Source organism: Kitasatospora sp. NPDC048298, from assembly GCF_043201465.1.
Lineage (GTDB): Bacteria > Actinomycetota > Actinomycetes > Streptomycetales > Streptomycetaceae > Kitasatospora.
This window is the reverse complement of the sequence record NZ_JBICYZ010000002.1, coordinates 73144-97516: the sequence shown is the minus strand read 5'-3', so window position 1 is coordinate 97516 and position 24373 is coordinate 73144. Positions and strand designations below refer to the sequence as shown.

The following is a 24373-nucleotide window of genomic DNA, read 5'->3' as shown; positions in this document are numbered from 1 at the left end:
CCGCCCGTCGCAGTGGCGGCCGTACGGAGCGGAGTTCGGGGTCATGGACGCCGAGGAGATCGAGCGCGGCCGGCAGCGCTGGCAGCAGCGCTACGGCAGGGCCCGCAAGCGCGACGCGGACTTCACCACCCTCTCCGGCGACGAGGTCGAGCCGGTCTACGGCCCGCCCGCCGGGCAGGCCTACGAGGGTTTCGAGCGGATCGGGTGGCCGGGCGAGTACCCGTACACCCGCGGTCTGCACCCGACCGGTTACCGGGGCCGCACCTGGACCATCCGCCAGTTCGCCGGTTTCGGCAACGCGCGGCAGACCAACGAGCGCTACCGGATGATCCTGGACGCGGGCGGCGGCGGCCTCTCGGTCGCCTTCGACATGCCCACCCTGATGGGCTACGACTCGGACGACCCGAAGTCGCTCGGCGAGGTCGGCCACTGCGGCGTGGCCATCGACTCGGCCGCCGACATGGAGGTGCTGTTCAACGGCATCCCGCTCGGCGAGGTCACCACCTCGATGACGATCAGCGGCCCGGCCGTGCCGATCTTCTGCATGTACCTGGTCGCCGCCGAGCGCCAGGGCGTGGACCCGGCGGTGCTCAACGGCACCCTCCAGACGGACATCTTCAAGGAGTACATCGCGCAGAAGGAGTGGCTCTTCGCCCCTGAGCCGCACCTGCGCCTGATCGGCGACCTGATGGCCTACTGCGCCGAGGGCATCCCCGCGTACAAGCCGCTGTCGGTCTCCGGCTACCACATCCGCGAGGCCGGGGCGACGGCCGCGCAGGAGCTGGCGTACACCCTGGCGGACGGCTTCGGCTACGTCGAGCTGGGCCTGTCCCGCGGCCTGGACGTGGACGTCTTCGCGCCCGGCCTGTCCTTCTTCTTCGACGCGCACGTGGACTTCTTCGAGGAGATCGCCAAGTTCCGCGCCGCGCGCCGGATCTGGGCCCGCTGGATGCGCGAGCGCTTCGGCGCCAAGACCGACAAGGCGCAGTGGCTGCGCTTCCACACCCAGACCGCCGGCGTCTCGCTCACCGCGCAGCAGCCGTACAACAACGTGGTCCGCACCGCCGTCGAGGCGCTGGCCGCGGTGCTTGGCGGCACCAACTCGCTGCACACCAACGCCCTGGACGAGACCCTGGCGCTGCCCTCCGAGCAGGCCGCCGAGATCGCCCTGCGCACCCAGCAGGTGCTGATGGAGGAGACCGGCGTCGCGAACGTGGCCGACCCGCTGGGCGGTTCCTGGTACGTCGAGGCGCTGACCGACCGGATCGAGGAGCAGGCCGAGGCGATCTTCCGGCGGATCCTGGACAAGGGCCGCGAGGACCACGAGATCGGCCCGATCACCTCCGGCATCCTGCGCGGCATCGAGGAGGGCTGGTTCACCGGGGAGATCGCCGAGGCGGCCTTCCAGTACCAGCAGTCGGTGGAGAAGGGCGACAAGCGCGTGGTCGGCGTCAACTGCCACCCGCGCAGCGTCACCCCGGAGCTGGAGATCCTGCGGGTCAGCCACGAGGTGGAGCGCGAGCAGGTCCGGGTGCTGCGGGAGCGCAAGGCGGCCCGGGACGAGGCGGCCGTGCGGGCCGGGCTGGACGCCATGCTGGCGGCGGCGCGCTCGGGCGAGTCGATGATCCCGCCGATGCTGGACGCGGTGCGCGCCGAGGCGACGCTGGGCGAGATCTGCAACGCGCTGCGCCAGGAGTGGGGGACGTACCAGGAGAACGCGGCCTTCTGAGGCCCCAGGCCGTGGCCGTCCGAGGCCGCGGCCGACGAGCAGCCGCCCGTACGGAACCCGTACGGGCGGCTGCGCCGTGCCCGGGCGTCCTCAGCAGGTGGTGAGCGGCCCGAGCAGCAGGTCGGTGAAGCGGCGGGTCCACTCCGGGGTGATCGGTTCGCCGCTGACCAGGACGCGGTGCTCGACGGTGCCCGCGATGGTGTCGAAGATGATGTCGACCTCCTCGTGGGCCGTCGCGCTGTCGGTGTCCGCGTCCAGCTCGCCGCGCGCCTGGGCGGCCGCCCGGCCCTGGCGGACCAGCCGCTTCTGCGGGTCCACGATGGACTCGCGGATCCGGCACCGCAGTTGCCGGTCGCGGGTGCCCTCGGCGAACAGCGCGAGCAGCGCGGCCTGGGTCTCCGGGCGGGCCAGCAGGTCGGCGAACTGGGCGACCACGGCCTCGATGTCGGCCCGCAGGCTGCCGAGGTCGGGCATCACCAGTTCGTCGAAGAGGCTGGCGACGGCGTCCACCACGAGCTCGTTCTTGGACGGCCAGCGGCGGTAGAGGGTGGTCTTGGCGACCCCGGCGCGGCTCGCGACGTGGCCCATGGTCAGTCCGCCCCAGCCGAGTTCGGCCAGTGCCTCGCGGGTGGCGTCGAGGATGGCGCGGTCGGCGGCGGCGCTGCGCGGGCGGCCCTTGGCCCGGGCGGTGCCCGCCGTTTCGGGGGCCCGGCCGGTCGGGGCGGGCCGCACCCGGCCCGTGTTCTCCGTGCTCTCCGTGCGGTCCGGGGTCGCTGGGGGCTGGGCGGCCGGCACCGGGCCTCCTTGCGCTTTACTGGTAAGTAACTTGGGTGGGGCTGGTAACGGTAGCGACTGTTCGCCCGTTCGGGCAGCGGGGCGGCCCGGGAAAGTGGGGCAGGTCACGTCCCCGAAGCGCCGGTGGGGCTTGCGGGCGGGGCACCGCCTCCAGTTACGCTACGACTCGTAGCGAAAGCAGTGACAACCAGGCGCCGCGTCCCGTGGGACGGGAGCGGCGCGGGCGCGGGTGGGGATCCGCGCCGAACGGTCCAGGCTGCCGGGGGACGGGCACGACGCCAGGGAACCGGCACCGCGCGCCCCGCGCGGGGCGACTTTCCGGAGGTTGGTGCCCGCGAGCAGCGCGGACGGGGGAGGATGGTGCCATGCAGCCACGGAATTCGCGTCTCAACAGCTCCGCCCTGCGCGGCGCGGTCGACCTCGCCGCAGTGAAGGCGGCCGGCGAAGCCGCCCAGAAGGCCGAGCAGGCCAGGGCCGAGCGGGCCCGCCAGGCCGCCGCCGCCGAGTCGGGCGGAGCCGCCCCGGCCCCGTCCGCCTATCAGCTCGTCATCGACGTCACCGAGGACACCTTCGAGACCGAGGTCGTCCAGCGTTCCACCGAGGTGCCGGTCGTCATCGACTTCTGGGCCGAGTGGTGCGGGCCCTGCAAGCAGCTGAGCCCGGTCCTGGAGGGCCTGGTCGAGGAGTACGCCGGCCGCTTCGTGCTCGCCAAGATCGACGTGGACGCCAACCCGCTGCTCTCCCAGCAGTTCGGCATCCAGGGCATCCCGGCCGTGATGGCCGTGGTGGCCGGCCAGCTGGTGCCGCTGTTCCAGGGCGCGGAGAGCGCCGCCAACATCCGCAAGATCCTGGACCAGCTGATCCTGGTCGCCGAGCAGCGCTTCGGCGTGGCCGGCGTGGCCGGCGGCGCGGCCGCCCCGGGCGAGGTCGAGGCCGCCGCCCCGCAGCGCCCCGAGGACCCGGCGCTGTCCGCCGCCCACGAGGCGCTGGACGCCGGTGACCTGGGCGGCGCCATCCAGGCGTACCAGAACGTGCTGGCCGAGCAGCCGGGCAACACCGAGGCCAAGCTGGGCCTGGCCCAGGCCGAGCTGCTGAAGCGGATCGAGGGTCTGGACCTCCAGGCCGTCCGGGCGGCGGCCGCGGCCGACCCGAAGGACGTCGAGGCCCAGCTCAGGGCGGCCGACCTGGACCTGGTCGGCGGTCACGTCGAGGACGCCTTCGGGCGTCTGGTGACCACCGTCGGGCGGACGGCCGGCGAGGACCGGGACACCGCCCGGCTGCGCCTGCTGGAGCTGTTCGAGGTGATCGGCCCGGAGGACCCGCGGGTCGTCGCGGCCCGTACGGCGCTGGCGCGCGTGCTGTTCTGACACCGGTTCAGGTCGGGCCCGGGTCCGCTCGGTGCCCGGCCGGGGCGCGCCGTCTGGCACGGCGGATGACCTGCGGTGTCGCCTGGTGATTTGGCGACAATCCGGTCAACCGGACAGAGGTTTACCAAATCTTGATTTCACCCGCGGGTGGTCACCATGTGTGACCGCCCGCGGGTGTTTCGCTTCTGTTTCCGGTGGATTTGGTCGTCACGATTCCTTCAAGGCGTCACGCAGGGTGCAACTGGGGCCGATTCCATGATCAACGCCACCTGATGTTGCATTACCCGTCAGTAAGGAACCTCTTGTGCTTCGCCCGGGATTCAAGCACGATCGGCCACGCCCGGTCCCAGACTCCACACCCGCCGACCCGGTCGGCCACGCGGAGCGCGGGATCCCCACCGGGTGATCCGCCGGCCCCGGCCGGCGGGAGGGAGGGCAGGGGGGTATCCGCGGTCCCACGGCGGTTCCTGTCCTTCGACCGGCCGCGCGGCCCTGCGCGGTCGCTGGTTGTCGCTCGGGGGTGATCGCCGATGTCGTCGGTCCTGCCCGCCGCCCCGCAAGGACGGCCGGTGCTTGGACGGGAGGCCCGCCGCAGGCAGGCCGTTCCCGCGTCCGACGACGCCCAAGGCGCTCTCCGCTACCGAGGACGTAGCTCTCTCCCATCCCAGGCCCCCACCGGTGCGGGACGCACCGCCGGGAGCCGGAGATGTACGTCCTAGAAGGAGGACTCGCATGTCCCAGACCTACGGCAAGACCCGCTGGAAGCGCTTCGCACTGGTGATGGTCCCGAGCGTCGCGGCCACCGCGATGGTCGGCATGTCGATCGCCAACAACGCGCTGGCGGCTTCGTTCAGCGTGTCCGGCCAGAGCTTCAAGGTCACCACGCCGGAGCTGCACGGCAAGAACTTCGCCCAGTTCGGCTCGATCGACGTGGAGCAGAACGGCACCCCGCACCCGGTCGCCGTCTCGGCCTTCGACGAGGCCACCATCAAGGGCCTCTGCCAGTCCGTGGTGACCGACCCCAACGTCATCCCCGGCCTGCCGTGGAAGCTGCCCAAGATCATCCTGCGTCTGGAGGCGGGCAACAGCGACGACGTCAAGAAGCAGGTCTACGCCAAGAACCTGCTGATCGACCTCGACCAGCTGAACGCGGACGCCGAGTTCAGCAACATCAACATCGGCCAGGACGCCTCGACCCTCAAGGGCGAGGCCACCCAGGGCTGGAAGTCCAAGCTCGGCGGCCTGCCCACCGGCGCGACCGGCTTCGCCCAGGCCGCCGAGAAGGCCGACCTGTACAACGTGCAGCAGACCGCCTGGGCCACCTCGGCCGGCACCTTCCGGCTCTCCGGCCTGAAGCTCGCGCTGCACACCGACGGTACCGGCGAGTGCTACTAGGCCGTTGACGGCGGCGGGCCGGACCCGGCCCGCCGCCGTGACGGCACCTGCGGGACCGGGGGCGGCGCGTACGCCGTCCCCGGATCCCGCGTCTCGTCCATCCCTCGTTCACACCATCGAGGAGCTGCACCGTGTCCAGCGCCCTTGCCTCCTACCGGCCCGCCGAGCACGAGAACCCCGCCCAGTGGCTGCGCCGGGTGTTCCGTACGTTCCGCCGGACGCGGCCGTACTACGGCGGTCTGCTGGCCATGATCGCCGGCGTCCCGATCATGTACTTCCCTTACGCCCACCTCTCCTTGGGCGGCATGACGGTGGCCATGGCCACCACGGGGGGCGCCGGGGCGCTGATCATCGGCGTGCTGCTGATCGTGCTCGGGCTGACGGCCTGGTTCCAGCCGGCCGTTCGGGTCTTCGCCGGCATCGCCACCACCCTGCTGACGCTGGTCTCGATCCCGGTCTCCAATCTGGCGGGCTTCGGACTGGCCCTGCTGCCGGGCCTGATCGGCGGCGGGCTGATGGTCTCCTGGGCGCCGCTGCCCGAGACGGCGCAGGCGGAGGCCGCCAGGGGCCGGCGCCGACGCCGCGGCAAGGGCGGCGCCGAGGCCGCGGCGGCCGACAACGCCGTGGCACAGAGCGTCGCTGCTGAGAACGCCACCGGGCCCGCCACCGAGAACGCCACCGGGCCCGCCGTCGAGGCGCCCACCGCCGAGCTGCCCGCCCAGGCCGCGCCGCGGCAGGCCGGCACCGTGGACCAGGAGGAGGCACGGTGACCGGGCCGGCCGAGCAAGCCGACGGTACGACCGTTCCCGCGCAGCGCTCCGGCCGGCACGCGGCCCCGCGCACGCCCGTACGGGCCCGGCTGAGAGGCCGGGCGCTGGCCATGGCGGCGGTGCCGACCGCACTGCTGATGGCCGCCGCCTACACGCCCAACCCGGCGGTCGCCGAGTCCGCGGCGGGCAAGCCCTGCGGCACCGCTCCGGCCGCGGTGCCGGACGTGGCGCCGGTCGAGACGCCGGTGCCCAAGAGCGAGCTGCCCGAGCCGCCGCCGGGCCCGTCCGGTGCGCCGGGTTCGGCCCCGGCCACCGCGCCCCCGGCCGGCCCCTCGACCGACCCGGGCTCGGTGCCGGGCCAGGTGCCGAGCGCCGCGCCGACCGGGCAGCCCACCTCGCCGGTCAAGCCGTCGGCCACCGGTACGCCCGCCCAGCAGTCCGCCGTCCGTTCCGCCGCCACCGGTGGCGCGGGCGCGTCGAGCGCGGTCCTCCAGGGCAGCGGAACCGGCACCGGAACGGCGGCCCAGGCCGGGCTGATCGACGACCTCGTCGGCGGCGTCAGCCGGCTGCTCGACCCGAACGGTTCGCCGAGCCAGAGCCCGAGCGGCGCCCCCGCCACCACCCCGGCGGCGCCCGCCAGCCCGGCCGCTCCGACCACCCCGGCCGCCCCTGCCACCCCGGCCCCGGGCACGGGCGCCCCGGCCCAGGCCACCCAGCCGCGGGCCAAGGCCGCCGCCCCGCAGGCCGCGCCGTCCACGGCCCCGCCCACCGCCGACGAGCCCTCGCCCGCCGCCACGCCGAGCGGCGGGGCGAGCGGCAAGCCGGCGCCCTCCGCGACGCCGTCCGCGGACGCCTCGGCGACGCCCTCCGAGGGCGCCTCCGGCACCCCGTCCGCCACGCCGACCGAGGCTCCTGACTGCGATGTGGACGCCCGGGGTCTGACCGCCGGCGCGGCCACCCCCGGGCACGTCGTCCCGGAACAGAACTGGACCCTGAAGACCAGCCGGCTCGCCCTGCACGGCGCGGCCTTCCACGGCGTCTACGACGTGCGGACCCCGACCGGCACCAAGCGCGTCCTGAAGTTCGTGGTCGACAGGGTGGACATCGACAACCTCGACATGTCCACCCTGGAGGGCAACGGCGTGACCTTCCACGTCCAGGGCGCCCCGGGATCCACCTCGACCATGCGCAACGGCCCGGTCACCATGTACGTGGAACGGCTGTCCGGCCACCTCTCCAAGGTGCTCGGCCTGCCGATCCTGATCGACCTGGGCGAGATCACCCTCACCCCGGACACCCTGCCGCGCTGGCTGTACGACCTGATCGGCGCCATCCCGATCCCGCTGGACCTGGAACTGACCGGCGTCACCGCCAAGCAGGCCGGTCAGTTCGGCGGCACCCTGCGCATCCCCGGGATGCGCATGTTCAACGACGACGCCCCCTACAGCGACAAGTAGCCCGGTGGCCGGCGACAAGTAGCCCGGCGGCAGTAAGTGCCCGGCGCCACAAGGCCCGTGGGGCGGCCCTCCGGGAAGGAGGACCGCCCCACGGGCGTTCGGGCCGTACGGGTGCTCACTCGCTCCGGGTGCCCAGGTGGTGCACCTGCACCATGTTGGTGGTGCCGGGAACGCCGACCGGGACACCGGCGGTGACGATGACGGTCTCGCCCTCGCCGAGCCGGCCCATCTTCAGCAGCTCCCGGTCGACCTGCGCGACCATCGCGTCGGTGGTGGCCACCTGCTCCGTGACGTACGCCTCGACGCCCCAGCTCAGCGAGAGCTGGTTGCGGGTGGCGCTGTCCGGGGTGAAGGCGATCACCGGGATCGGCGAGCGGTAGCGGGACAGCCGGCGGGCGGTGTCGCCGGACTTGGTGAAGGCGACCAGCGCCTTGCCGTCCAGGAAGTCGCCCAGCTCGCACGCGGCGCGGGCGACGGAGCCGCCCTGGGTGCGCGGCTTGCGGCCCGGGTTGAGCGGCTGGAGGCCCTGGGAGAGCAGCTCCTCCTCGGCCTTCTCGCAGATCCGGCTCATGGTGCGGACGGTCTCGACCGGGTACTTGCCGACGCTCGACTCGGCGGACAGCATGACCGCGTCGGCGCCGTCCAGGATGGCGTTGGCGACGTCGGAGACCTCGGCGCGGGTCGGGCGCGAGGCGTGGATCATCGACTCCATCATCTGGGTGGCGACGATGACCGGCTTGGCGTTGCGGCGGGCCAGGGTGACCAACTGCTTCTGGACCAGCGGCACCCGCTCCAGCGGGTACTCGACGGCCAGGTCGCCGCGGGCGACCATGATGGCGTCGAAGGCGAGGACGATCTCCTCCATGGCCTCGACGGCCTGCGGCTTCTCGATCTTGGCGATGACCGGCACCCGGATGCCGACCTCGTCCATGACCTCGTGGACGTCCCTGACGTCGTCCGCGTTGCGGACGAAGGACAGGGCGATCATGTCGACGCCCAGGCGCAGCGCGAAGCGCAGGTCGTCCTTGTCCTTCTCGGACAGGGCGGGCACGTTCACGGCCGCGCCGGGCAGGTTGATGCCCTTGTTGTTCGAGAGCACGCCGCCCTCGACCACCACGGTCTTCACCCGCGGGCCGTCGACGCTGACGACCTCCAGGGCGATGACGCCGTCGTTGATCAGGATCGGGTCGCCGGGCTTCACGTCGCCGGGCAGGCCCTTGTAGGTGGTGCCGCAGATGTACTGGTCACCGGGGACGTCCTCGGTGGTGATGGTGAACTCGTCGCCGTTGTCGACGGTCACCGGGCCGTTGGCGAAGGTCGCCAGACGGATCTTCGGACCCTGGAGGTCGGCCAGGACGCCGATGGCCTTGCCGGTGTCCTCCGAGACCTGGCGGACCTTGCGGTACCGCTCCTCGTGGTCCGCGTGGTTGCCGTGGCTCATGTTCAGTCGGGCGACGTTCATGCCCGCCTCGACGATGGCCTTCAGCTGTTCGTAGGAGTCCGTCGCCGGACCCAGGGTGCAGACAATTTTCGCTCGGCGCATATGGATCAGTCTATCCGTTCGTGTTATACGTGCATTCGGCATGCACCGGGAGGAATCGCCGACGAAATGTTCCGAGGAGTGGGACGGATCCGTGTCAGTCCTCGGACACCCGGCGTTCCCGGTGCACCAGTGCGAAGGCCTGTCGGGCGATCTCCAGCTCCTCGTCGGTGGGTACCACGGCAACCGCCACCCGGGCGTACTCGGGGGAGATGATCCGGGCCTCGCCGGACCGCACCGAGTTCAGCTCGGGGTCGACGGCGATGCCCAGTTCCTCCAGTCCCGCGGTGGCCGCCGCGCGCACCGGCGCGGCGTTCTCCCCGACACCGGCGGTGAACGCGATCGCGTCCACCCGGCCGAGCACCGCGTAGTAGCCGCCGATGTACTTGCGCAGCCGGTGGACGTACGAGTCGAACGCCAGCTTGGCGTCCTCGTCCCCCTCGTCGGCCCGGCGCATGATCTCGCGCATGTCGTTCTCGCCGCACAGCCCGCGCAGGCCGCTGCGGCGGTTGAGCAGGTCGTCGATCTCGTCCACGGACAGCCCGCCGACCCGGTGCAGGTGGAACACCACGCCGGCGTCGATGTCGCCCGAGCGGGTGCCCATGACCAGGCCCTCCAGCGGGGTCAGGCCCATCGAGGTGTCCACGCACTGGCCGCCGCTGACCGCCGAGGCGGAGGCGCCGTTGCCCAGGTGCAGCACGATCACGTTGACCTCGGCCGGGTCCCTGCCGAGCAGCCGGGCGGTGGCCCGCGAGACGTACTGGTGCGAGGTGCCGTGGAAGCCGTAGCGGCGCACCCGGTGCTGGTCGGCGACGGCCTTGTCGATCGCGTACCGGGCCGAGTACTCGGGCATCGAGGCGTGGAAGGCGGTGTCGAAGACGGCCACCTGGGGGAGGTCGGGGCGCAGCGCGCGGGCCACCTCGATGCCGGTGATGTTGGCCGGGTTGTGCAGCGGGGCGACCGGGATCAGCCGGCGGATCTCCTTGAGCACGTCGTCGGTGATCACGGTCGGCTCGGTGAACCGCAGGCCGCCGTGGACGACCCGGTGGCCGATCGCGGCCAGCTCGGGGGAGTCCAGTCCGAGGCCGTCGGCGGACAGCTCCTCGGCGACGGCCTTGAGCGCGGCGGAGTGGTCCGGGAAGACCTGGACGCTCTCGCGCGCCTCGCCGCCGCGCGGGGTGTGCACCAGCCGCCCGCCGGCCTCGCCGATCCGCTCGACCAGGCCGGAGGCCAGCTTGGCCCCGTCCAGCATGTCGATCAGCTGGTACTTCACCGACGAGGAGCCGGCGTTCAGGACCAGAACGCGGGTACCTTCGCTCATGCCACCGGCTCCTTGTGGTCCTGGGACTGGATCGCGGTGATCGCGACGGTGTTGACGATGTCCTGCACCAGCGCCCCGCGGGAGAGGTCGTTGACGGGCTTGCGCAGCCCCTGGAGCACCGGGCCGACCGCGACGGCGCCGGCCGAGCGCTGGACCGCCTTGTAGGTGTTGTTGCCGGTGTTGAGGTCCGGGAAGATCAGCACGGTGGCCCGCCCGGCGACCGCGGAGCCCGGCAGCTTGGTGGCCGCGACGTGGGCGTCCACCGCCGCGTCGTACTGGATCGGGCCCTCGACCAGGATGTCCGGCCGCAGTTCGCGGACCAGCTCGGTGGCCTTGCGGACCTTGTCGACGTCGGCGCCGGAGCCGGAGGTGCCGGTCGAGTACGAGAGCATCGCGACCCGCGGCTCCACCCCGAACTGGGCGGCGGTGGCGGCGGACTGGATGGCGATGTCCGCCAGTTGCTGGGCGTCCGGGTCGGGGTTGACGGCGCAGTCGCCGTACACCAGCACCTTGTCGGCCAGGCACATGAAGAAGACCGAGGAGACGATCGAGGCGCCCGGCGAGGTCTTGATCACCTCGAAGGCGGGCCGGATGGTCGCGGCGGTGGAGTGCACCGCGCCGGAGACCATGCCGTCCGCGATGCCCTCCTGGACCATCAGGGTGCCGAAGTACGAGACGTCGGTGACCACGTCCAGGGCCAGTTCGACGGTCATCCCCTTGTGGGCGCGCAGCTTCGCGTACAGCTCGGCGAACTGGCGGCGCAGCGGGCTGGTGGCCGGGTCGACGATCCGCACCTGGGCGCGGTCGGCGGTCGGCGGCTCGGTCGGGAGGTCGATGCTCAGGCTCGCGGCCTTGCGGCGGACGGCGTCCACCTCGCCGAGGAGGGTGAGGTCGCAGATGTTGCGGCGCAGCAGGATCTCGGCGGCGCGCAGCACCCGTTCCTCGGTGCCCTCCGGCAGCACGACGTGCCGGCGGGCGCCCCGGGCGCGCTCCAGCAGCTCGTGCTCGAACATCATCGGGGTGACCCGCTCGGACCGGCGGACCTCGATCAGGTTGGTCAACTCGGCGGTGTCGACGTGCAGTTCGAACAGGCCGAGGGCGATCTCGGCCTTCCGGGGGCTGGCCGAGGTGAGCTTGCCCTCCAGGTGGGTCAGGTGGGCGGCGGTGGGCCAGCTGCCCTCGGGGACGACCGCGACCGGGGTGCCGGGAGCGAGCCGGGCGGCCAGCGCCATGACGTTGGGGCCGGGGTGCTGGCCGAGCGTCAGCAGCACGCCGGCGATCGGCGGGGCGCCGGCGGCGTGCGCGGCCAGCGAGCCGATCACCAGGTCGGCGCGGTCCCCGGGGGTGACGACGAGGGCGCCCTCGGTCAGCGCGTCCAGGAAGGTGGGCAGCATGGCGCCGCCGAAGACGTAGCCGCGCACGTCCCGGGCGAGGCCGGCGGCGTCCCCGATCAGCACCTCGGCGCCGGTCGCCTCGACCAGCTGCGCGACGGTGGGCGCGGCCAGGGCCGGTTCCTCCGGGATGACGTAGGCGGGGATCGGCAGCTTCTCGGTGAGGGTGCGCTGGATGCGCTGCTTGGCGCCGGGGGTGACCCGGTTGGCGACCATCGCCAGGGTCTGGCAGCCGAGGTCGGTGTACGCCCGGTGGGCGTTGCGCACCTCGGCGATCACCGTCTCGGCGTCCGCGCCGTGCCCGCCGACCACCGGCAGCACGGCGGCGCCGAACTCGTTGGCGAGGCGGGCGTTGAAGGCCAGTTCGTCCGGGATGCCGGTGTCGGCGAAGTCGGTGCCGAGCACCAGCACCGCCTGGCAGCGCCGCTCCAGCGCGTGGAAGCGGTCGACCAGGACGGAGACCAGCTCGTCCTGCCCCAGGGCGGCCTGGAGCGCGGCGGCCTCCTCGTAGGTGAGGCCGTACAGCTCGGCGCTCGGCAGGTCGAGCCGGTAGCGGCCGCGCAGCAGCTCGACCACGTGGTCCGTGCCCGGCTTCCCGGGCGCGGCGGCGTGTACCAGCGGGCGGAACACCCCGACCCGGTCCACCTGGCGGGTGAGCAGTTCCATGACCCCGAGTTCGACCGCCTGTCGGCCGTCCCCCCGGTCGATGCCGGTCACGTACACGCTGCGCGCCACGTGGGTGTCTCCGTCCCGTCGTCTCGGAAAGTGGTCATATCGACCATACCTTCGCACCCCGAACGGCCGTCCGCGAGCAGAACGGCGGGGTTCGGGCAAGGGGCGGAGGTCCCGCCCGGGTGCCCGCCGGGAAGGGCGGACACCCGGGGCGTTCGACGGGGTGTGCCCTCAGCGGGCGGGGCGGAGCCAGACGGTGGCGAGCGGCGGGAGGACCAGTTCGGCGGACCGGGGCTGGCCGTCCCACTCCACCGGCTCGGCCTTGACCGGGTGGGAGTTGCCGATGCCGCTGCCGCCGTACTCCTCGGCGTCGGTGTTCAGCACCTCCTCCCACAGCTGCTCGCGGCCCGCCAGCCGGGGCAGGCCGACCCGGTGGCCGTGCCGGACGACCGGCGAGAAGTTGCAGACCGCGACCAGCGGCGAGCCGTCGGTCGCGTACCGGACGAAGGAGAGCAGGTTGTCCTCGGCGGCGCCGCCGTCGAGCCAGCGGAAGCCGTCCGGGACGCTGTCCAGCTCCCACAGTGCCGGGGTGTCGAGGTAGCACCGGTTGAGGTCGCGGACCAGCCGGCGCACCCCGAGGTGGTCCCCGTGGGCCGGCCACTGCTCGTCGAGCACCCACCACTGCGGGCCCTGCTCGTGGTCCCACTCCGCGCCCTGGGCGAACTCCTGTCCCATGAACAGCAGTTGCTTGCCCGGGTGGGACCACATGAAGCCGAGGTAGGCGCGGTGGTTGGCGCGCTGCTGCCACCAGTCGCCCGGCATCTTGGAGACCAGCGCCTGCTTGCCGTGCACCACCTCGTCGTGCGAGATCGGCAGGACGTAGTTCTCGGAGTAGGCGTACACCATCGAGAAGGTGATCTCGTTGTGGTGGTACTTGCGGTGCACCGGCTCCTTGGACATGTAGACCAGCGAGTCGTGCATCCAGCCCATGTTCCACTTCAGCCCGAAGCCGAGGCCGCCGGCGTCGGTGGGGCGGGTGACCCCGTCCCAGGCGGTGGACTCCTCGGCGACGGTGATCACGCCCGGGCAGCGCCGGTAGACGGTGGCGTTCATCTCCTGGAGGAAGGCGGCCGCGTCCAGGTTCTCCCGGCCGCCGTGCCGGTTGGGCGTCCAGTCGCCGCCCTCGCGGGAGTAGTCGAGGTAGAGCATCGAGGCGACGGCGTCCACCCGCAGGCCGTCGATGTGGAACTCCTCGCACCAGTACACCGCGTTGGCGACGAGGAAGTTGCGCACCTCCTTGCGGCCGTAGTCGAACTCCAGCGTCCCCCAGTCCGGGTGCTCGGCGCGCAGCGGGTCGGCCGGCTCGTACAGCGGCTCGCCGTCGAAGCGGGCGAGCGCGAAGTCGTCCTTGGGGAAGTGCGCGGGCACCCAGTCGACGATCACGCCGATGCCGTGCCGGTGCAGGGTGTCCACCAGGTACCGGAAGTCGTCGGGGTCGCCGAGCCGGGCGGTGGGGGCGTAGTAGCCGGACACCTGGTAGCCCCAGGAGCCGCCGAAGGGGTGCTCCATCACCGGCATGAACTCCACGTGGGTGAAGTTCAACTCCTTGAGGTAGCCGGGCAGTTCCTCGGCGATGGCGCGGTAGTCGGTGAGCTCGGGCCGCCAGGACGGCAGGTGCAGCTCGTACACCGACATCGGCGCCCGGTGGTGCGTGGCGCGGGCCCGGCGGGCCATCCACTCGCCGTCCCGCCACACGTGGCCGGAGAAGGTGACCACCGAGGCGGTGCCGGGCGGGCACTGGGCGGCCCGGGCCAGCGGGTCTGCCTTGTCCAGCACCCAGCCCTGCCGGGTGTGCACCTCGTACTTGTAGGTGGTGCCCTCGGCCAGGCCGGGGACGAACAGCTCCCAGATCCCGGACGAGCCGAGCGAGCGCATCGGGTGCCCGGTGCCGTCCCAGTGGTTGAAGTCGCCGATCAGCCGCACCCCGACGGCGTTCGGCGCCCAGACCGCGAAGGCGGTGCCGGGCACCCCGTCGACGGTGCGCACGTGCGAGCCGAGCGCCCGCCACAGCTGCTCGTGCCGGCCCTCGGAGATCAGGTGCAGGTCGAGTTCGCCGAGGGTGGGCGGGGTGCGGTAGCCGTCGTACTGGCGCAGCGGCTCGCCGCCGGGGTACGTCACCAGCAGGGTGTACTCGGGGAGGTCGCCGCCGGCCACCAGTCCGGTGAACAACCCGCCCTGCTGGTGGGTGAGTTCGGCCGGTCCCTGGGAGGTCTCGACGACCACCCGCTCGGCGAACGGGCGCAGCACCCGGATCGCCGTGCCGCCGTGCACCGGGTGCGCGCCGAGCAGGGCGTGCGGGTCGTGGTGCTGCCCGCCCACCAGCCGGTCGACCTCGGTCGGCGGCAGCGGCGCCTCGGGTAGCCGCAGCGCCCCGCTGGGGGCCGGACGCCCGGGCTCCAGGGGGTCCGCGGCTGCGGGTGGGAGGGCTGCCGGGGGCTCCGTGCCGGTGCCGGCGCCCCCCTCCTCCTCGGCCGCCCGGTGCGCCCCGCGCCCGCGGCCGGCGCGCCCTTCGGCTGCCCGCCCTTCGGCTGGGAGCGGTCCGGCCAGGAAGGTGGCCGGTACGGAGCGGGTGGGGCGGCCGGTCGGGTCGATCGGCGTCACGGCGGGGTCCTCCTGCGACGGGGGTGGGCGAACTCCTGCGGGCGGAACAGGAATCGGTGGTCAGGAAGCGGTGGTCAGGAAGCGGGGCTCGGAAAGCAGTGGTGAAGCGGTGATCGGAGGCGGCGGTCGGGAAGCGGGACTCAGACGGGCAGGGCCAGCCGGCTGATCGCGGCCAGCGGGATCGGCAGCCAGCTCGGCCGGTGCCGGGCCTCGTACACCACCTCGTACACCGCCTTGTCGATCTCCAGCGCCCGCATCAGCTCCGGCGAGGCGGCCGGGTCGGCGCCCCCGCCGGCGGTGTAGCCGGCGCAGTAGGCGGTGCGGTTGCGCTGGGCCCAGGCGGCGGCGAGGTGGGCCAGTTCCGGGTCGACCGGGCCGCCGGCCAGCAGGTGGGCGGCCGCGTAGTCGAAGGAGCGCAGCATCGCGGAGACGTCGCGCAGGGCCGGCTGGGGCTCGCGGCGCTCGTTGACCGACTTGGCCGGCTCGCCCTCGAAGTCCAGCAGTACCCAGCCGTGCGGGGTGCGCATCGCCTGGCCGAGGTGCAGGTCGCCGTGGATGCGCTGGACCGGCAGGCCGTCCGGGTGGGCGTCGGCGAGCTGTTGGAAGGCGGTGCGCAGCGCGGCCCGGAAGCGCAGCAGCCCGGGGACGGCGGCGACGGCGCTGTCCAGCCGGTCGGCCATCGCGCCGGCCAGCCGCCCGGTCTGGGTGCGGTCGAGCCGGGCGACCGGCATCGAGCGGGCCAGCACCCGGTGCACCTCGGCGGTGGCCCGGCCGAGCCGGTGGGCCTCGATGGCGAAGTTGCCGGGGGAGCGGTCGCCCTTGAGCCGGCCGACCTGGTCGAGGGCCAGCTCCCAGCCGTCCTCGGCGTCCGGCAGGTAGCGCTGCAGCAGTCCGAGGGTGGCGGGCTCGGCGCGCTCCATCCGGCTCTCGAACCAGGCGGCGACCCGGGGGATGCGGGTGGAGCCGGCCCGGGAGAGCGCGAGCGAGAGTTCGAGGTCGGGGTTGGTGCCGGGGTGGATGCGGCGGAACAGCTTCAGGATGTACGAGGTGCCGTAGATGACCGAGCTGTTGGACTGCTCGGCGGTGGAGGCGCGGCCGGGGAGGTTGGTGGGCAGTCCGGAGCCGGGGGTGCGGCGGAAGGACAGCGCGCCGAAGCGGTCGCCGGTGGCCAGGTGCTCCAGTAGCCGCCCGGTGAGCTCGGGGTCGTGCACCGCGTCGTAGAGGGTCGCGCCGTCGTACGGGCCCTGGGTGAGGCGGCCGAGTACGGCGCCGGGCCCGATGTCCCCGAGCCCGCCGGAGCGGATGCCGAGCAGCAGCTGGTAGATGTCGCCGTGCGGGGCGCCGGCCGTGGTGGCGTGCTCGACCCGCAGCAGCAGGTGCAGCAGGGCCGGGTCGCCGACCTGCAGCGGGGTGCCGACCACCGGGGTGAGGCCGGTGATCGGCCGCCCCTTGCCGGCGTACCAGCGCTGGGTGGGCAGCCACGCGGCGATCAGTGGCAGGGCCGCCTGGACGAGTTCGCTGACGCCCAGGGTGGTTCTCCGGGCCCCGGTGCCCCGGGGGCCCGCCGCGGTGGCGGGGGCGTCGCCCGGGAGGTGGGCTTGAGAACGGGAGGTTTCGGACATGGCTCCCTTTCCCCGGAAGCACGCGGACTGCCCGACGGGTCGTGGCCGGGTCCGTCAGTCTTCCGGATTGCGGCGGCGCGGCGGTCGCGGCACGCGAGCACGGCTCGGGTGTCACGCCTTCGTGTGGGTGGCCGTTGGGCTGTTCTCCGTACGCGGTGGTGCAGAGAACACCGGGGGCGCGGGGGTCAACTCGCGCCCCCGGAGGGTCTGGTGGTGCTGTCCGTGCTGGTGTGCGGCGTGCGACGGATCGTTACTTCGACCGCCTGGTCCCGCTCAGGCGCGGGGGCTGCCGGAGCTGGAACCAGTAGAAGCCGTGCCCGGCCAGGGTGAGCAGGTAGGGCCACTCGCCGATCGACGGGAAGCGCACCCCGCCGATCAGCTCGACCGGGTACCGCCCGCCGTACTGCCGCAGGTCCAGCTCGGTCGGCTGCGCGAACCGCGAGAAGTTGTTCACGCACATGACCAGGTCCCCCTCGTACTCGCGCACGAACGCCAGCACGGCGGGGTTGCTGGAGGGCAGTTCGGCGTAGCTTCCGAGGCCGAACGCCGGGTTGAGCTTGCGGATCTCGATCATGCGACGCGTCCAGTGCAGCAGCGAGCTCGAACTGCTCTGCTGCGCCTCGACGTTGGTCACCTGGAAGCCGTACACCGGGTCCATGATGGGCGGCAGACTGAGCCTGCCCGGGTCGGCGGAGGAGAAACCCGCGTTGCGGTCCGGGGTCCACTGCATCGGGGTGCGCACGCCGTCCCGGTCGCCGAGCCAGATGTTGTCGCCCATGCCGATCTCGTCCCCGTAGTAGAGCACCGGGGAGCCGGGCAGGGAGAGCAGCAGGGCGGTGAACAGCTCGATCTGGTTGCGGTCGTTCTCCAGCAGCGGGGCGAGCCGGCGGCGGATGCCCACGTTGGCGCGCATCCGCGGGTCCTTGGCGTACTCCGCGTACATGTAGTCGCGCTCCTCGTCGGTGACCATCTCCAGGGTCAGCTCGTCGTGGTTGCGCAGGAAGATGCCCCACTGGCAGCCGCCGGGGATCTGCGGGGTCTTGGCGAGGATCTCCGAGACCGGGTAGCGGGACTCGCGGCGCACCGCCATGAAGATCCGCGGCATCACCGGGAAGTGGAACGCCATGTGGCACTCGTCGCCGCCCGAGCCGAAGTCGCCGAAGTAGTCGACGACGTCCTCCGGCCACTGGTTGGCCTCGGCCAGCAGCACGGTGTCCGGGTAGTTGGCGTCGATCTCCTTGCGGACCCGCTGGAGGAACTCGTGGGTCTCCGGCAGGTTCTCGCAGTTGGTGCCCTCGCGGGCGAACAGGTACGGCACCGCGTCCAGCCGGAAGCCGTCGATGCCGAGGTCGAGCCAGAACCGCAGTCCGGCGATCATCTCGTCCTGGACCCGGGGGTTGTCGTAGTTGAGGTCCGGCTGGTGCGAGAAGAAGCGGTGCCAGTAGTACTGCTTGCGGACCGGGTCGTAGGTCCAGTTGGAGGTCTCGGTGTCGACGAAGATGATCCGGGCGTCCGGGTACTGCTTGTCGTCGTCGGCCCACATGTAGAAGTCGCCGTACGGCCCGTCCGGGTCGGAGCGGGAGGCCTGGAACCACGGGTGCTGGTCGCTGGTGTGGTTCATGACGAAGTCGATGACGATGCGCATGCCGCGGGCGTGGGCGGCGTCGACGAACTCCATGAAGTCGGCGAGGTCGCCGAACTCCGGCAGTACCGAGGTGTAGTCGGAGACGTCGTAGCCGCCGTCGCGCAGCGGCGAGGCGAAGAACGGGGGGAGCCAGAGGCAGTCGATCCCGAGCCACTGGAGGTAGTCGAGCTTGGCCGTGAGCCCCTTGAGGTCCCCGACCCCGTCGCCGTTGCTGTCCTGGAAGGACCGCACCAGCACCTCGTAGAAGACCGCACGCTTGAACCACTCGGGGTCGAGCTTCTTCTTCGAGGTCTCGGGGAAGGTGTCGGGGACGGGCTCGTTCACTGTCACGCTGGGTTCCTCCGAACCGTGAGGAGGTGAGCCGGCTCGGCTGAGGGATCGAGCCGGACGTAGTTGTGCCGGCCCCAGGTGTAGACGGCGCCGGTGAGCTCGTCGTGCACCGCGTACGGGCCGTCGCCGTCCAACGTGACGGTGGCCTCCTGGACGTGGTGCGGGTCGAGGTTCACCACGGTGATGACCTGGTCGGTGAGCCCCTCGGGGGTGGTCGCGGTCTTGGAGTAGGCGAGCACCTGGTCGTTGTCGGTGGGGTGGAAGCGCAGGTCGCGCAGCTGCTGGAGGGCGGGGTGGCGGCGGCGCAGCCGGTTCAGCACGGTCAGCAGCGGGGCCAGGGTGTCGGTGCGGCTCCAGTCGCGCGGGCGCAGTTCGTACTTCTCCGAGTGCAGGTACTCCTCGGAGCCCGGGTGGGCCGGCTCGTTCTCGTACAGCTCGTAGCCGGCGTAGACGCCGTAGCTGGGGGAGAGGGTGGCGGCGAGCACCGCGCGGATCGCGAAGGCGGCCCGGCCGCCGTGCTGGAGGTACGCGTGGAGGATGTCCGGGGTGTTGGCGAAGAAGTTGGGCCGCATGTGGGCGGCGGCGTCACCGGTGAGCTCGGTGAGGTACTCGGTGAGTTCCGGTTTGGTGGTGCGCCAGGTGAAGTACGTGTACGACTGGTGGAATCCGATCTTCGCCAGGGTGTGCATCATCGCCGGGCGGGTGAAGGCCTCGGCCAGGAACACGACGTCCGGGTCGGTCCGGGCGACGTCGGCGAGCACGCTCTCCCAGAACACCACGGGTTTGGTGTGGGGGTTGTCGACCCGGAAGATCCGCACGCCGTGGGACATCCAGAACCGGAGGATCCGGATTGTTTCCTTGACGATTCCGTCCATGTCCTGGTCGAAGTTGATCGGATAGATGTCCTGGTACTTCTTCGGCGGATTCTCGGCGTACGCGATGGTGCCGTCCGTGCGGTGGCTGAACCATTCCGGATGCTTGTTCACCCAGGGGTGGTCGGGGGAGCACTGGAGGGCGAAGTCCAGCGCCACCTCCAGGTGCAGCGCCTGCGCCTCGGCGACGAAGTGGTCGAAGTCCTCGATGGTGCCGAGGTCCGGGTGGACGGCGTCGTGGCCGCCCTCGGGGGAGCCGATCGCCCAGGGCGAGCCGACGTCGTGCGGACCGGCCGTCAGGGTGTTGTCCGGGCCCTTGCGGAAGGCTCGGCCGATCGGGTGGACCGGCGGCAGGTAGACCACGTCGAAGCCCATCGCGGCGACGGCCGGCAGCCGCTCGGCGGCGCTGCGCAGGGTGCCGGGGCGCGGCGGCTCGACCCCGGTCGGGTCGACCACGGCGCCCTCCGAACGGGGGAAGAACTCGTACCAGGAGCCGAACAGCGCGCGCTCGCGGTCGACCTGGAGCGGCAGCGGGCGGGAGGCGCTGAGCAGCTCGCGCAGCGGGTGGCGGGTCAGCGCGTCGAGCACCTCGGGCGCGAGCGCGGCGGCCAGCCGGGACAGCGGCGGCAGGGACGGGTCGCGCAGCGCGTCGGCGGCCGCGAGCACGTCGGCGCGGCCCTCCTTCTTGGGTACCCCGGCCGCGGCCTGCTCCAGCAGCCGGGCGCCCTCCTCCAGCACCAGCGCGGTGTCGATCCCGGCGGGCAGCTTCACCGAGGCGGTCCTGCGCCAGGTGGCGACCGGGTCGCTCCACGCCTCCACCAGGTACGACCAGCGGCCGGGCGCCGTCGGGGTGACGTACGCGCCCCAGCGGTCGGTGCCCTCGGCGAGTTCGCGCATCGGCGTCCACGGGCCGCTGCGGCCGCGCGGGTCGCGCAGCACCACGTTGGCGTTGACGGCGTCGTGGCCCTCGCGGAAGACGGTCGCGGTGACCGGGAAGGTCTCGCCGACGACGGCCTTGGCCGGGCGGCGGCCGGAGTCGACGAGGGGACTGACGTCCAGGACGGGGATGCGGCCGATCACGGTGTCGCTCTCTGTCGTCTTGCGGGCGGCGGGCTTGCGAGCGGGGGACTTGCGAGCGGGCGCCCTGGTGGCCGGGGGCTGCGCGGCGGCGGACTCGACGCCGGCCTTCGCGGCGCCGGCCTTCGGTGCGGTGGCGGTGGTGCGGCGCGTGGTGGTGGTGCGCCTGCGGGGTGCCGCCGTCCGGTCCTCCTCGACCCCGGGGTGTCGAGTCGCTGGGGAGGCTTCGGATTCGGAGGATCCGCCAGGGACCGCTCCGGACGTCCTCGGCGCCGGCATCGCCGGATCTGTCCGAGTGTCAGAATCCATCCGTCCGGCGGATTCCGCGACCGCTGCGTCGAGGCCTTCGGCCACCGGTGTGGACTGGTCCCGCGTGTCGCCGTGCATGCCAAGCTCCTGCCCGAGATCGGCGGCAGCTCCCCGCGGGCCGGGGTCGGGCCGGGGGAGTACCGGAGGACTGCTGGGTGGGGAGGACGTGCGACCGGAAGCCTGCCCGCGCCGCTGTTCCCGGCAACCTGCCCGACGCCCGCCGAGCCGGTGGCGGGGCGCCCCGGAGCCCGTGCGCGTCCCGGCGCACGCCTGCGCGGGCCGCGTCCCCGTCCGACCCGGTCCACCCGTGAACGAGCGGGCCGGGCGTGAGGACACGCGTCCGTGCGCGGTGAGCGCCGAATGGGCTAAGAAGGGCGGGAACGGTCAACGCGAAAAGGATTCGGACGTGCTGCTTCGCGGGGGACGCCACCCGTCGTCGTACTCCCCACAGCATCAACGGCCTTCGGTCATCCTCGCACCGGCGACAAGGTTTTTGCAGCGGTACGACAGTAGTTTCGGGCCTTCTCCCGGCCGGATGAGCGGTCGGAAATGGAGCCGTACCGAAGAGTTCACGTATTGGTAGCGCGGGCCCCCGAAATGTGCGCCTCGCGCGCCCCCCGTGCAGACCAATGCGCCGAATGCGATCTCATCAATAGCCCGAACGGATGCCCAATAGCCCACTTGACGCACTGTCGGGCCGACCGCCGAGGCTACGCTTCACGCCGTGAAGGCAATCCGCAGATTCACCGTCCGCACCGTCCTGCCCGAACAACTCCAGCCGTTGCACGAGCTGGCCCTCAACCTGCGCTGGTCCTGGCACCCCGAGACCAGGGACCTCTTCCGGTCCGTGGACCCGGAGGTCTGGGCCGCGACCGGCGAGGACCCGGTACGGCTGCTCGGGGAGGTCCCGGCCGCCCGGCTGGCCGCGCTCGCCACCGACCGGCGCTTCCTGCGCAGACTCGGCGACCTCGCCGACGACCTGCGCGAGTACCTCACCGGCCCCCGCTGGTACCAGAACCGGCAGCACTCCGACGCCGCCCCGCTGCCCGCCGCGATCGCCTACTTCTCGCCCGAGTACGGCATCGCCGCCGCGCTGCCCCAGTACTCCGGCGGGCTCGGCATCCTGGCCGGCGACCACCTCAAGGCCGCCAGCGACCTCGGCGTGCCGGTCGTCGGCGTCGGCCTCTTCTACCGGCACGGCTACTTCCGTCAGTCCCTCAGCCGGGACGGCTGGCAGCAGGAGCGCTATCCGCTGCTCGATCCGGACGAACTCGCGGTCAGCCTGCTACGCGAGGCCGACGGCACCCCGAGCCGGGTCGACCTCGCCCTGCCCGGCGGCCGCACCCTGGCGGCCCACATCTGGAAGGCCCAGGTCGGGCGGGTCCCGCTGCTGCTCCTCGACTCCGACATCGAGGCCAACTCGCCGGCCGAGCGGGACGTCACCGACCGGCTGTACGGCGGCGGCAGCGAGCACCGGTTGCTCCAGGAGATGCTGCTCGGCATCGGCGGCGTCCGGGCGGTACGCGCCTACTGCCGGCTCGCCGGCCACCCCGCCCCCGACGTCTTCCACACCAACGAGGGCCACGCCGGCTTCCTCGGCGTGGAACGCATCCGCGAACTGATCGCCGACGACCGCACCGGCCTCGACTTCGCCGCCGCCCTGGAGGCCGTCCGGGCCGGCACCCTCTTCACCACCCACACGCCCGTCCCGGCCGGCATCGACCGCTTCGACCGCGAGCTGGTCGCCCGCCACTTCGGCGGCGACGCCGCGCTCCCGGGCGTGCCGGTCGACCAGGTGCTCGCGCTCGGCGCCGAGAGCTGGTCCGACGGGGACCCGAAGCTCTTCAACATGGCCGCCATGGGCCTGCGGCTGGCCCAGCGTGCCAACGGGGTCTCCACCCTGCACGGCGAGGTCAGCCGCTCGATGTTCAACGGCCTGTGGCCCGGCTTCGACCCCGCCGAGGTGCCGATCACCTCGGTCACCAACGGCGTGCACGCCGCCACCTGGATCGACCCGGCGGTGGTGCGGGTCGGCGCCGCCGAGATCGGCGCCGAGCGCGCCGAGGAGGCGATGACCACCGGCGAGACCAAGCGCTGGACCGGCCTGGAGAGGATCGGCAACACCGAGGTCTGGGAGCTGCGGCGCACCCTGCGGGCCCAGCTGGTGGAGGAGGCCCGCCGCCGGCTGCGCGCCTCCTGGCGCCGGCGCGGGGCCGGCGAGGCCGAGCTCGGCTGGGTCTCCTCGGTGCTCGACCCCGACGTGCTCACCATCGGCTTCGCCCGCCGGGTGCCCTCGTACAAGCGGCTCACCCTGATGCTGCGCGACCAGGAGCGGCTGCGGGCCCTGCTGCTGCACCCCACCCGGCCGGTGCAGATCGTGGTGGCCGGCAAGGCCCACCCGGCCGACGACGGCGGCAAGCGGCTGATCCAGCAGATGGTCGCCTTCGCCGACGACCCGGCGGTGCGGCACCGGATCGTCTTCCTGCCGGACTACGACATGGCGATGGCCCAGCGCCTCTACCCGGGCTGCGACGTCTGGCTGAACAACCCGCTGCGCCCGCTGGAGGCCTGCGGCACCTCCGGGATGAAGGCCGCGCTCAACGGCTGCCTCAACCTGTCCGTCCTGGACGGCTGGTGGGACGAGTGGTACGACGGCCGCAACGGCTGGGCGATCCCCACCGCCGACGAGAGCGGCGGGGCGCTCGACCCGGACAGCGGCGAGGCCGAGCGGCGCGACGACATCGAGGCGGCCGCGCTCTACGACCTGATCGAGAACCAGGTCGCCGCCCGCTTCTACGACCGGGACGCGGACGGGCTGCCGCAGCAGTGGATCGCCATGGTCCGGCACACCCTGGTCACCCTCGGGCCCAAGGTGCTGGCCGGCCGGATGGTCCGGGAGTACGTCGAACGGCTGTACGCACCGGCGGCGCTGGCCCAGCGGGAGCTGGCGGGGCAACACGGTGACGGCGCGCGCGAGCTGGCGGCCTGGAAGGCGAAGGTCCGGGAGGCGTGGCCGGCCGTCCGGGTCGAGCACGTGGAGGCGGACTGCCCGGCCGAGGCGCAGGAGCTGGGCAGCTCGCTGGCACTGCGGGTGCAGGTCGCGCTGGGGACGCTGGAGCCGGGCGACGTCGAGGTACAGGTGGTCTCCGGCCGGGTGGACGAGCGGGACCGGATCTCGGAGGCCTGCCTGCTCGCCCTCAAGCCGGTCGGCGGGCCGGATCTGGACGGCCGCACCCGCTACGAGGGCTCGCTGGAGCTGTGCCGGACGGGCCCGTTCGGCTACACCGTCCGGGTGCTGCCCGCGCATCCGCGGCTGGCCTCGCCGGCCGAGCTGGGGCTGGTCGCCCTGCCGGCCGAGTCGGCCGGGATGGACGCCGGGCTGCTGCGCTGAGCCCGGGGCCGTCCCCCGGACGGCCGCCC

At 72.7% G+C, this 24373-nt stretch carries 14 protein-coding genes; 6 read left to right on the top strand and 8 right to left on the bottom strand.

Going from position 1 to position 24373, the window contains the following annotated elements; all coding sequences use genetic code 11:
• Nucleotides 1-43 precede the first annotated feature (43 nt).
• A complete protein-coding gene (locus ACGF0D_RS01625) occupies nucleotides 44-1729 on the top strand; it encodes a methylmalonyl-CoA mutase (RefSeq protein ID WP_392913591.1) in 1686 nt (561 codons plus the stop codon).
• A 90-nt stretch (nucleotides 1730-1819) separates the two neighbouring features.
• Here ACGF0D_RS01625 and ACGF0D_RS01620 read toward each other — a convergent pair whose 3' ends face one another.
• Nucleotides 1820-2461 (bottom strand): TetR/AcrR family transcriptional regulator, encoded by a 642-nt coding sequence (locus ACGF0D_RS01620; RefSeq protein ID WP_392874195.1) that lies wholly within the window; start codon nucleotides 2459-2461, stop codon nucleotides 1820-1822.
• Nucleotides 2462-2889: 428 nt separating this feature from the next.
• On the opposite strand from ACGF0D_RS01620, the gene ACGF0D_RS01615 reads away from it, so the two are divergent.
• The 4 genes from ACGF0D_RS01615 (at nucleotide 2890) to ACGF0D_RS01600 (ending at nucleotide 7513) form a co-directional block, all read left to right on the top strand.
• Complete coding sequence (locus tag ACGF0D_RS01615; RefSeq protein ID WP_392913590.1) at nucleotides 2890-3891, top strand: tetratricopeptide repeat protein; 1002 nt, start codon at nucleotides 2890-2892, stop codon at nucleotides 3889-3891.
• Between the two features lie 732 nt (nucleotides 3892-4623).
• The gene (locus ACGF0D_RS01610; protein ID WP_392873006.1) at nucleotides 4624-5286 is read left to right on the top strand and encodes a DUF6230 family protein; all 663 of its coding nucleotides are present in this window, start codon (nucleotides 4624-4626) and stop codon (nucleotides 5284-5286) included.
• 131 nt (nucleotides 5287-5417) lie between these two features.
• Nucleotides 5418-6056: a DUF6114 domain-containing protein gene (locus ACGF0D_RS01605; protein ID WP_392873004.1), complete on the top strand. Its 639-nt coding sequence runs from the start codon at nucleotides 5418-5420 to the stop codon at nucleotides 6054-6056.
• Nucleotides 6053-7513 (top strand): hypothetical protein, encoded by a 1461-nt coding sequence (locus ACGF0D_RS01600; RefSeq protein ID WP_392913589.1) that lies wholly within the window; start codon nucleotides 6053-6055, stop codon nucleotides 7511-7513. The genes ACGF0D_RS01605 and ACGF0D_RS01600 overlap by 4 nt, the downstream gene beginning before the upstream one ends.
• A gap of 115 nt (nucleotides 7514-7628) precedes the next feature.
• Here ACGF0D_RS01600 and pyk read toward each other — a convergent pair whose 3' ends face one another.
• The 7 genes from pyk to ACGF0D_RS01565 form a co-directional block, all read right to left on the bottom strand.
• Nucleotides 7629-9056 (bottom strand): pyruvate kinase, encoded by a 1428-nt coding sequence (gene pyk, locus ACGF0D_RS01595; protein ID WP_392872998.1) that lies wholly within the window; start codon nucleotides 9054-9056, stop codon nucleotides 7629-7631.
• 94 nt (nucleotides 9057-9150) lie between these two features.
• A complete protein-coding gene (locus ACGF0D_RS01590; RefSeq protein ID WP_392872996.1) occupies nucleotides 9151-10374 on the bottom strand; it encodes an acetate kinase in 1224 nt (407 codons plus the stop codon).
• A complete protein-coding gene (gene pta / locus ACGF0D_RS01585; RefSeq protein WP_392913588.1) occupies nucleotides 10371-12500 on the bottom strand; it encodes a phosphate acetyltransferase in 2130 nt (709 codons plus the stop codon). Before pta ends, ACGF0D_RS01590 begins: the two co-directional genes overlap by 4 nt.
• A gap of 168 nt (nucleotides 12501-12668) precedes the next feature.
• Nucleotides 12669-15098 (bottom strand): 1,4-alpha-glucan branching enzyme, encoded by a 2430-nt coding sequence (glgB, locus tag ACGF0D_RS01580; RefSeq protein WP_392913587.1) that lies wholly within the window; start codon nucleotides 15096-15098, stop codon nucleotides 12669-12671.
• Nucleotides 15099-15238: 140 nt separating this feature from the next.
• Nucleotides 15239-16720, bottom strand: coding sequence for a phosphotransferase (locus ACGF0D_RS01575; protein ID WP_392872987.1), 1482 nt, complete (start codon nucleotides 16718-16720; stop codon nucleotides 15239-15241).
• Nucleotides 16721-16970: 250 nt separating this feature from the next.
• Nucleotides 16971-18695 (bottom strand): maltose alpha-D-glucosyltransferase, encoded by a 1725-nt coding sequence (gene treS, locus ACGF0D_RS01570; protein ID WP_392872984.1) that lies wholly within the window; start codon nucleotides 18693-18695, stop codon nucleotides 16971-16973.
• On the bottom strand, nucleotides 18692-20647 hold the full coding sequence (locus ACGF0D_RS01565; protein WP_392913714.1) for an alpha-1,4-glucan--maltose-1-phosphate maltosyltransferase: 1956 nt from the start codon (nucleotides 20645-20647) through the stop codon (nucleotides 18692-18694). The genes treS and ACGF0D_RS01565 overlap by 4 nt, the downstream gene beginning before the upstream one ends.
• Nucleotides 20648-21677: 1030 nt before the next feature.
• Here ACGF0D_RS01565 and glgP point away from each other — a divergent pair.
• On the top strand, nucleotides 21678-24344 hold the full coding sequence (gene glgP, locus ACGF0D_RS01560) for an alpha-glucan family phosphorylase (protein WP_392872979.1): 2667 nt from the start codon (nucleotides 21678-21680) through the stop codon (nucleotides 24342-24344).
• Nucleotides 24345-24373 lie beyond the last annotated feature (29 nt).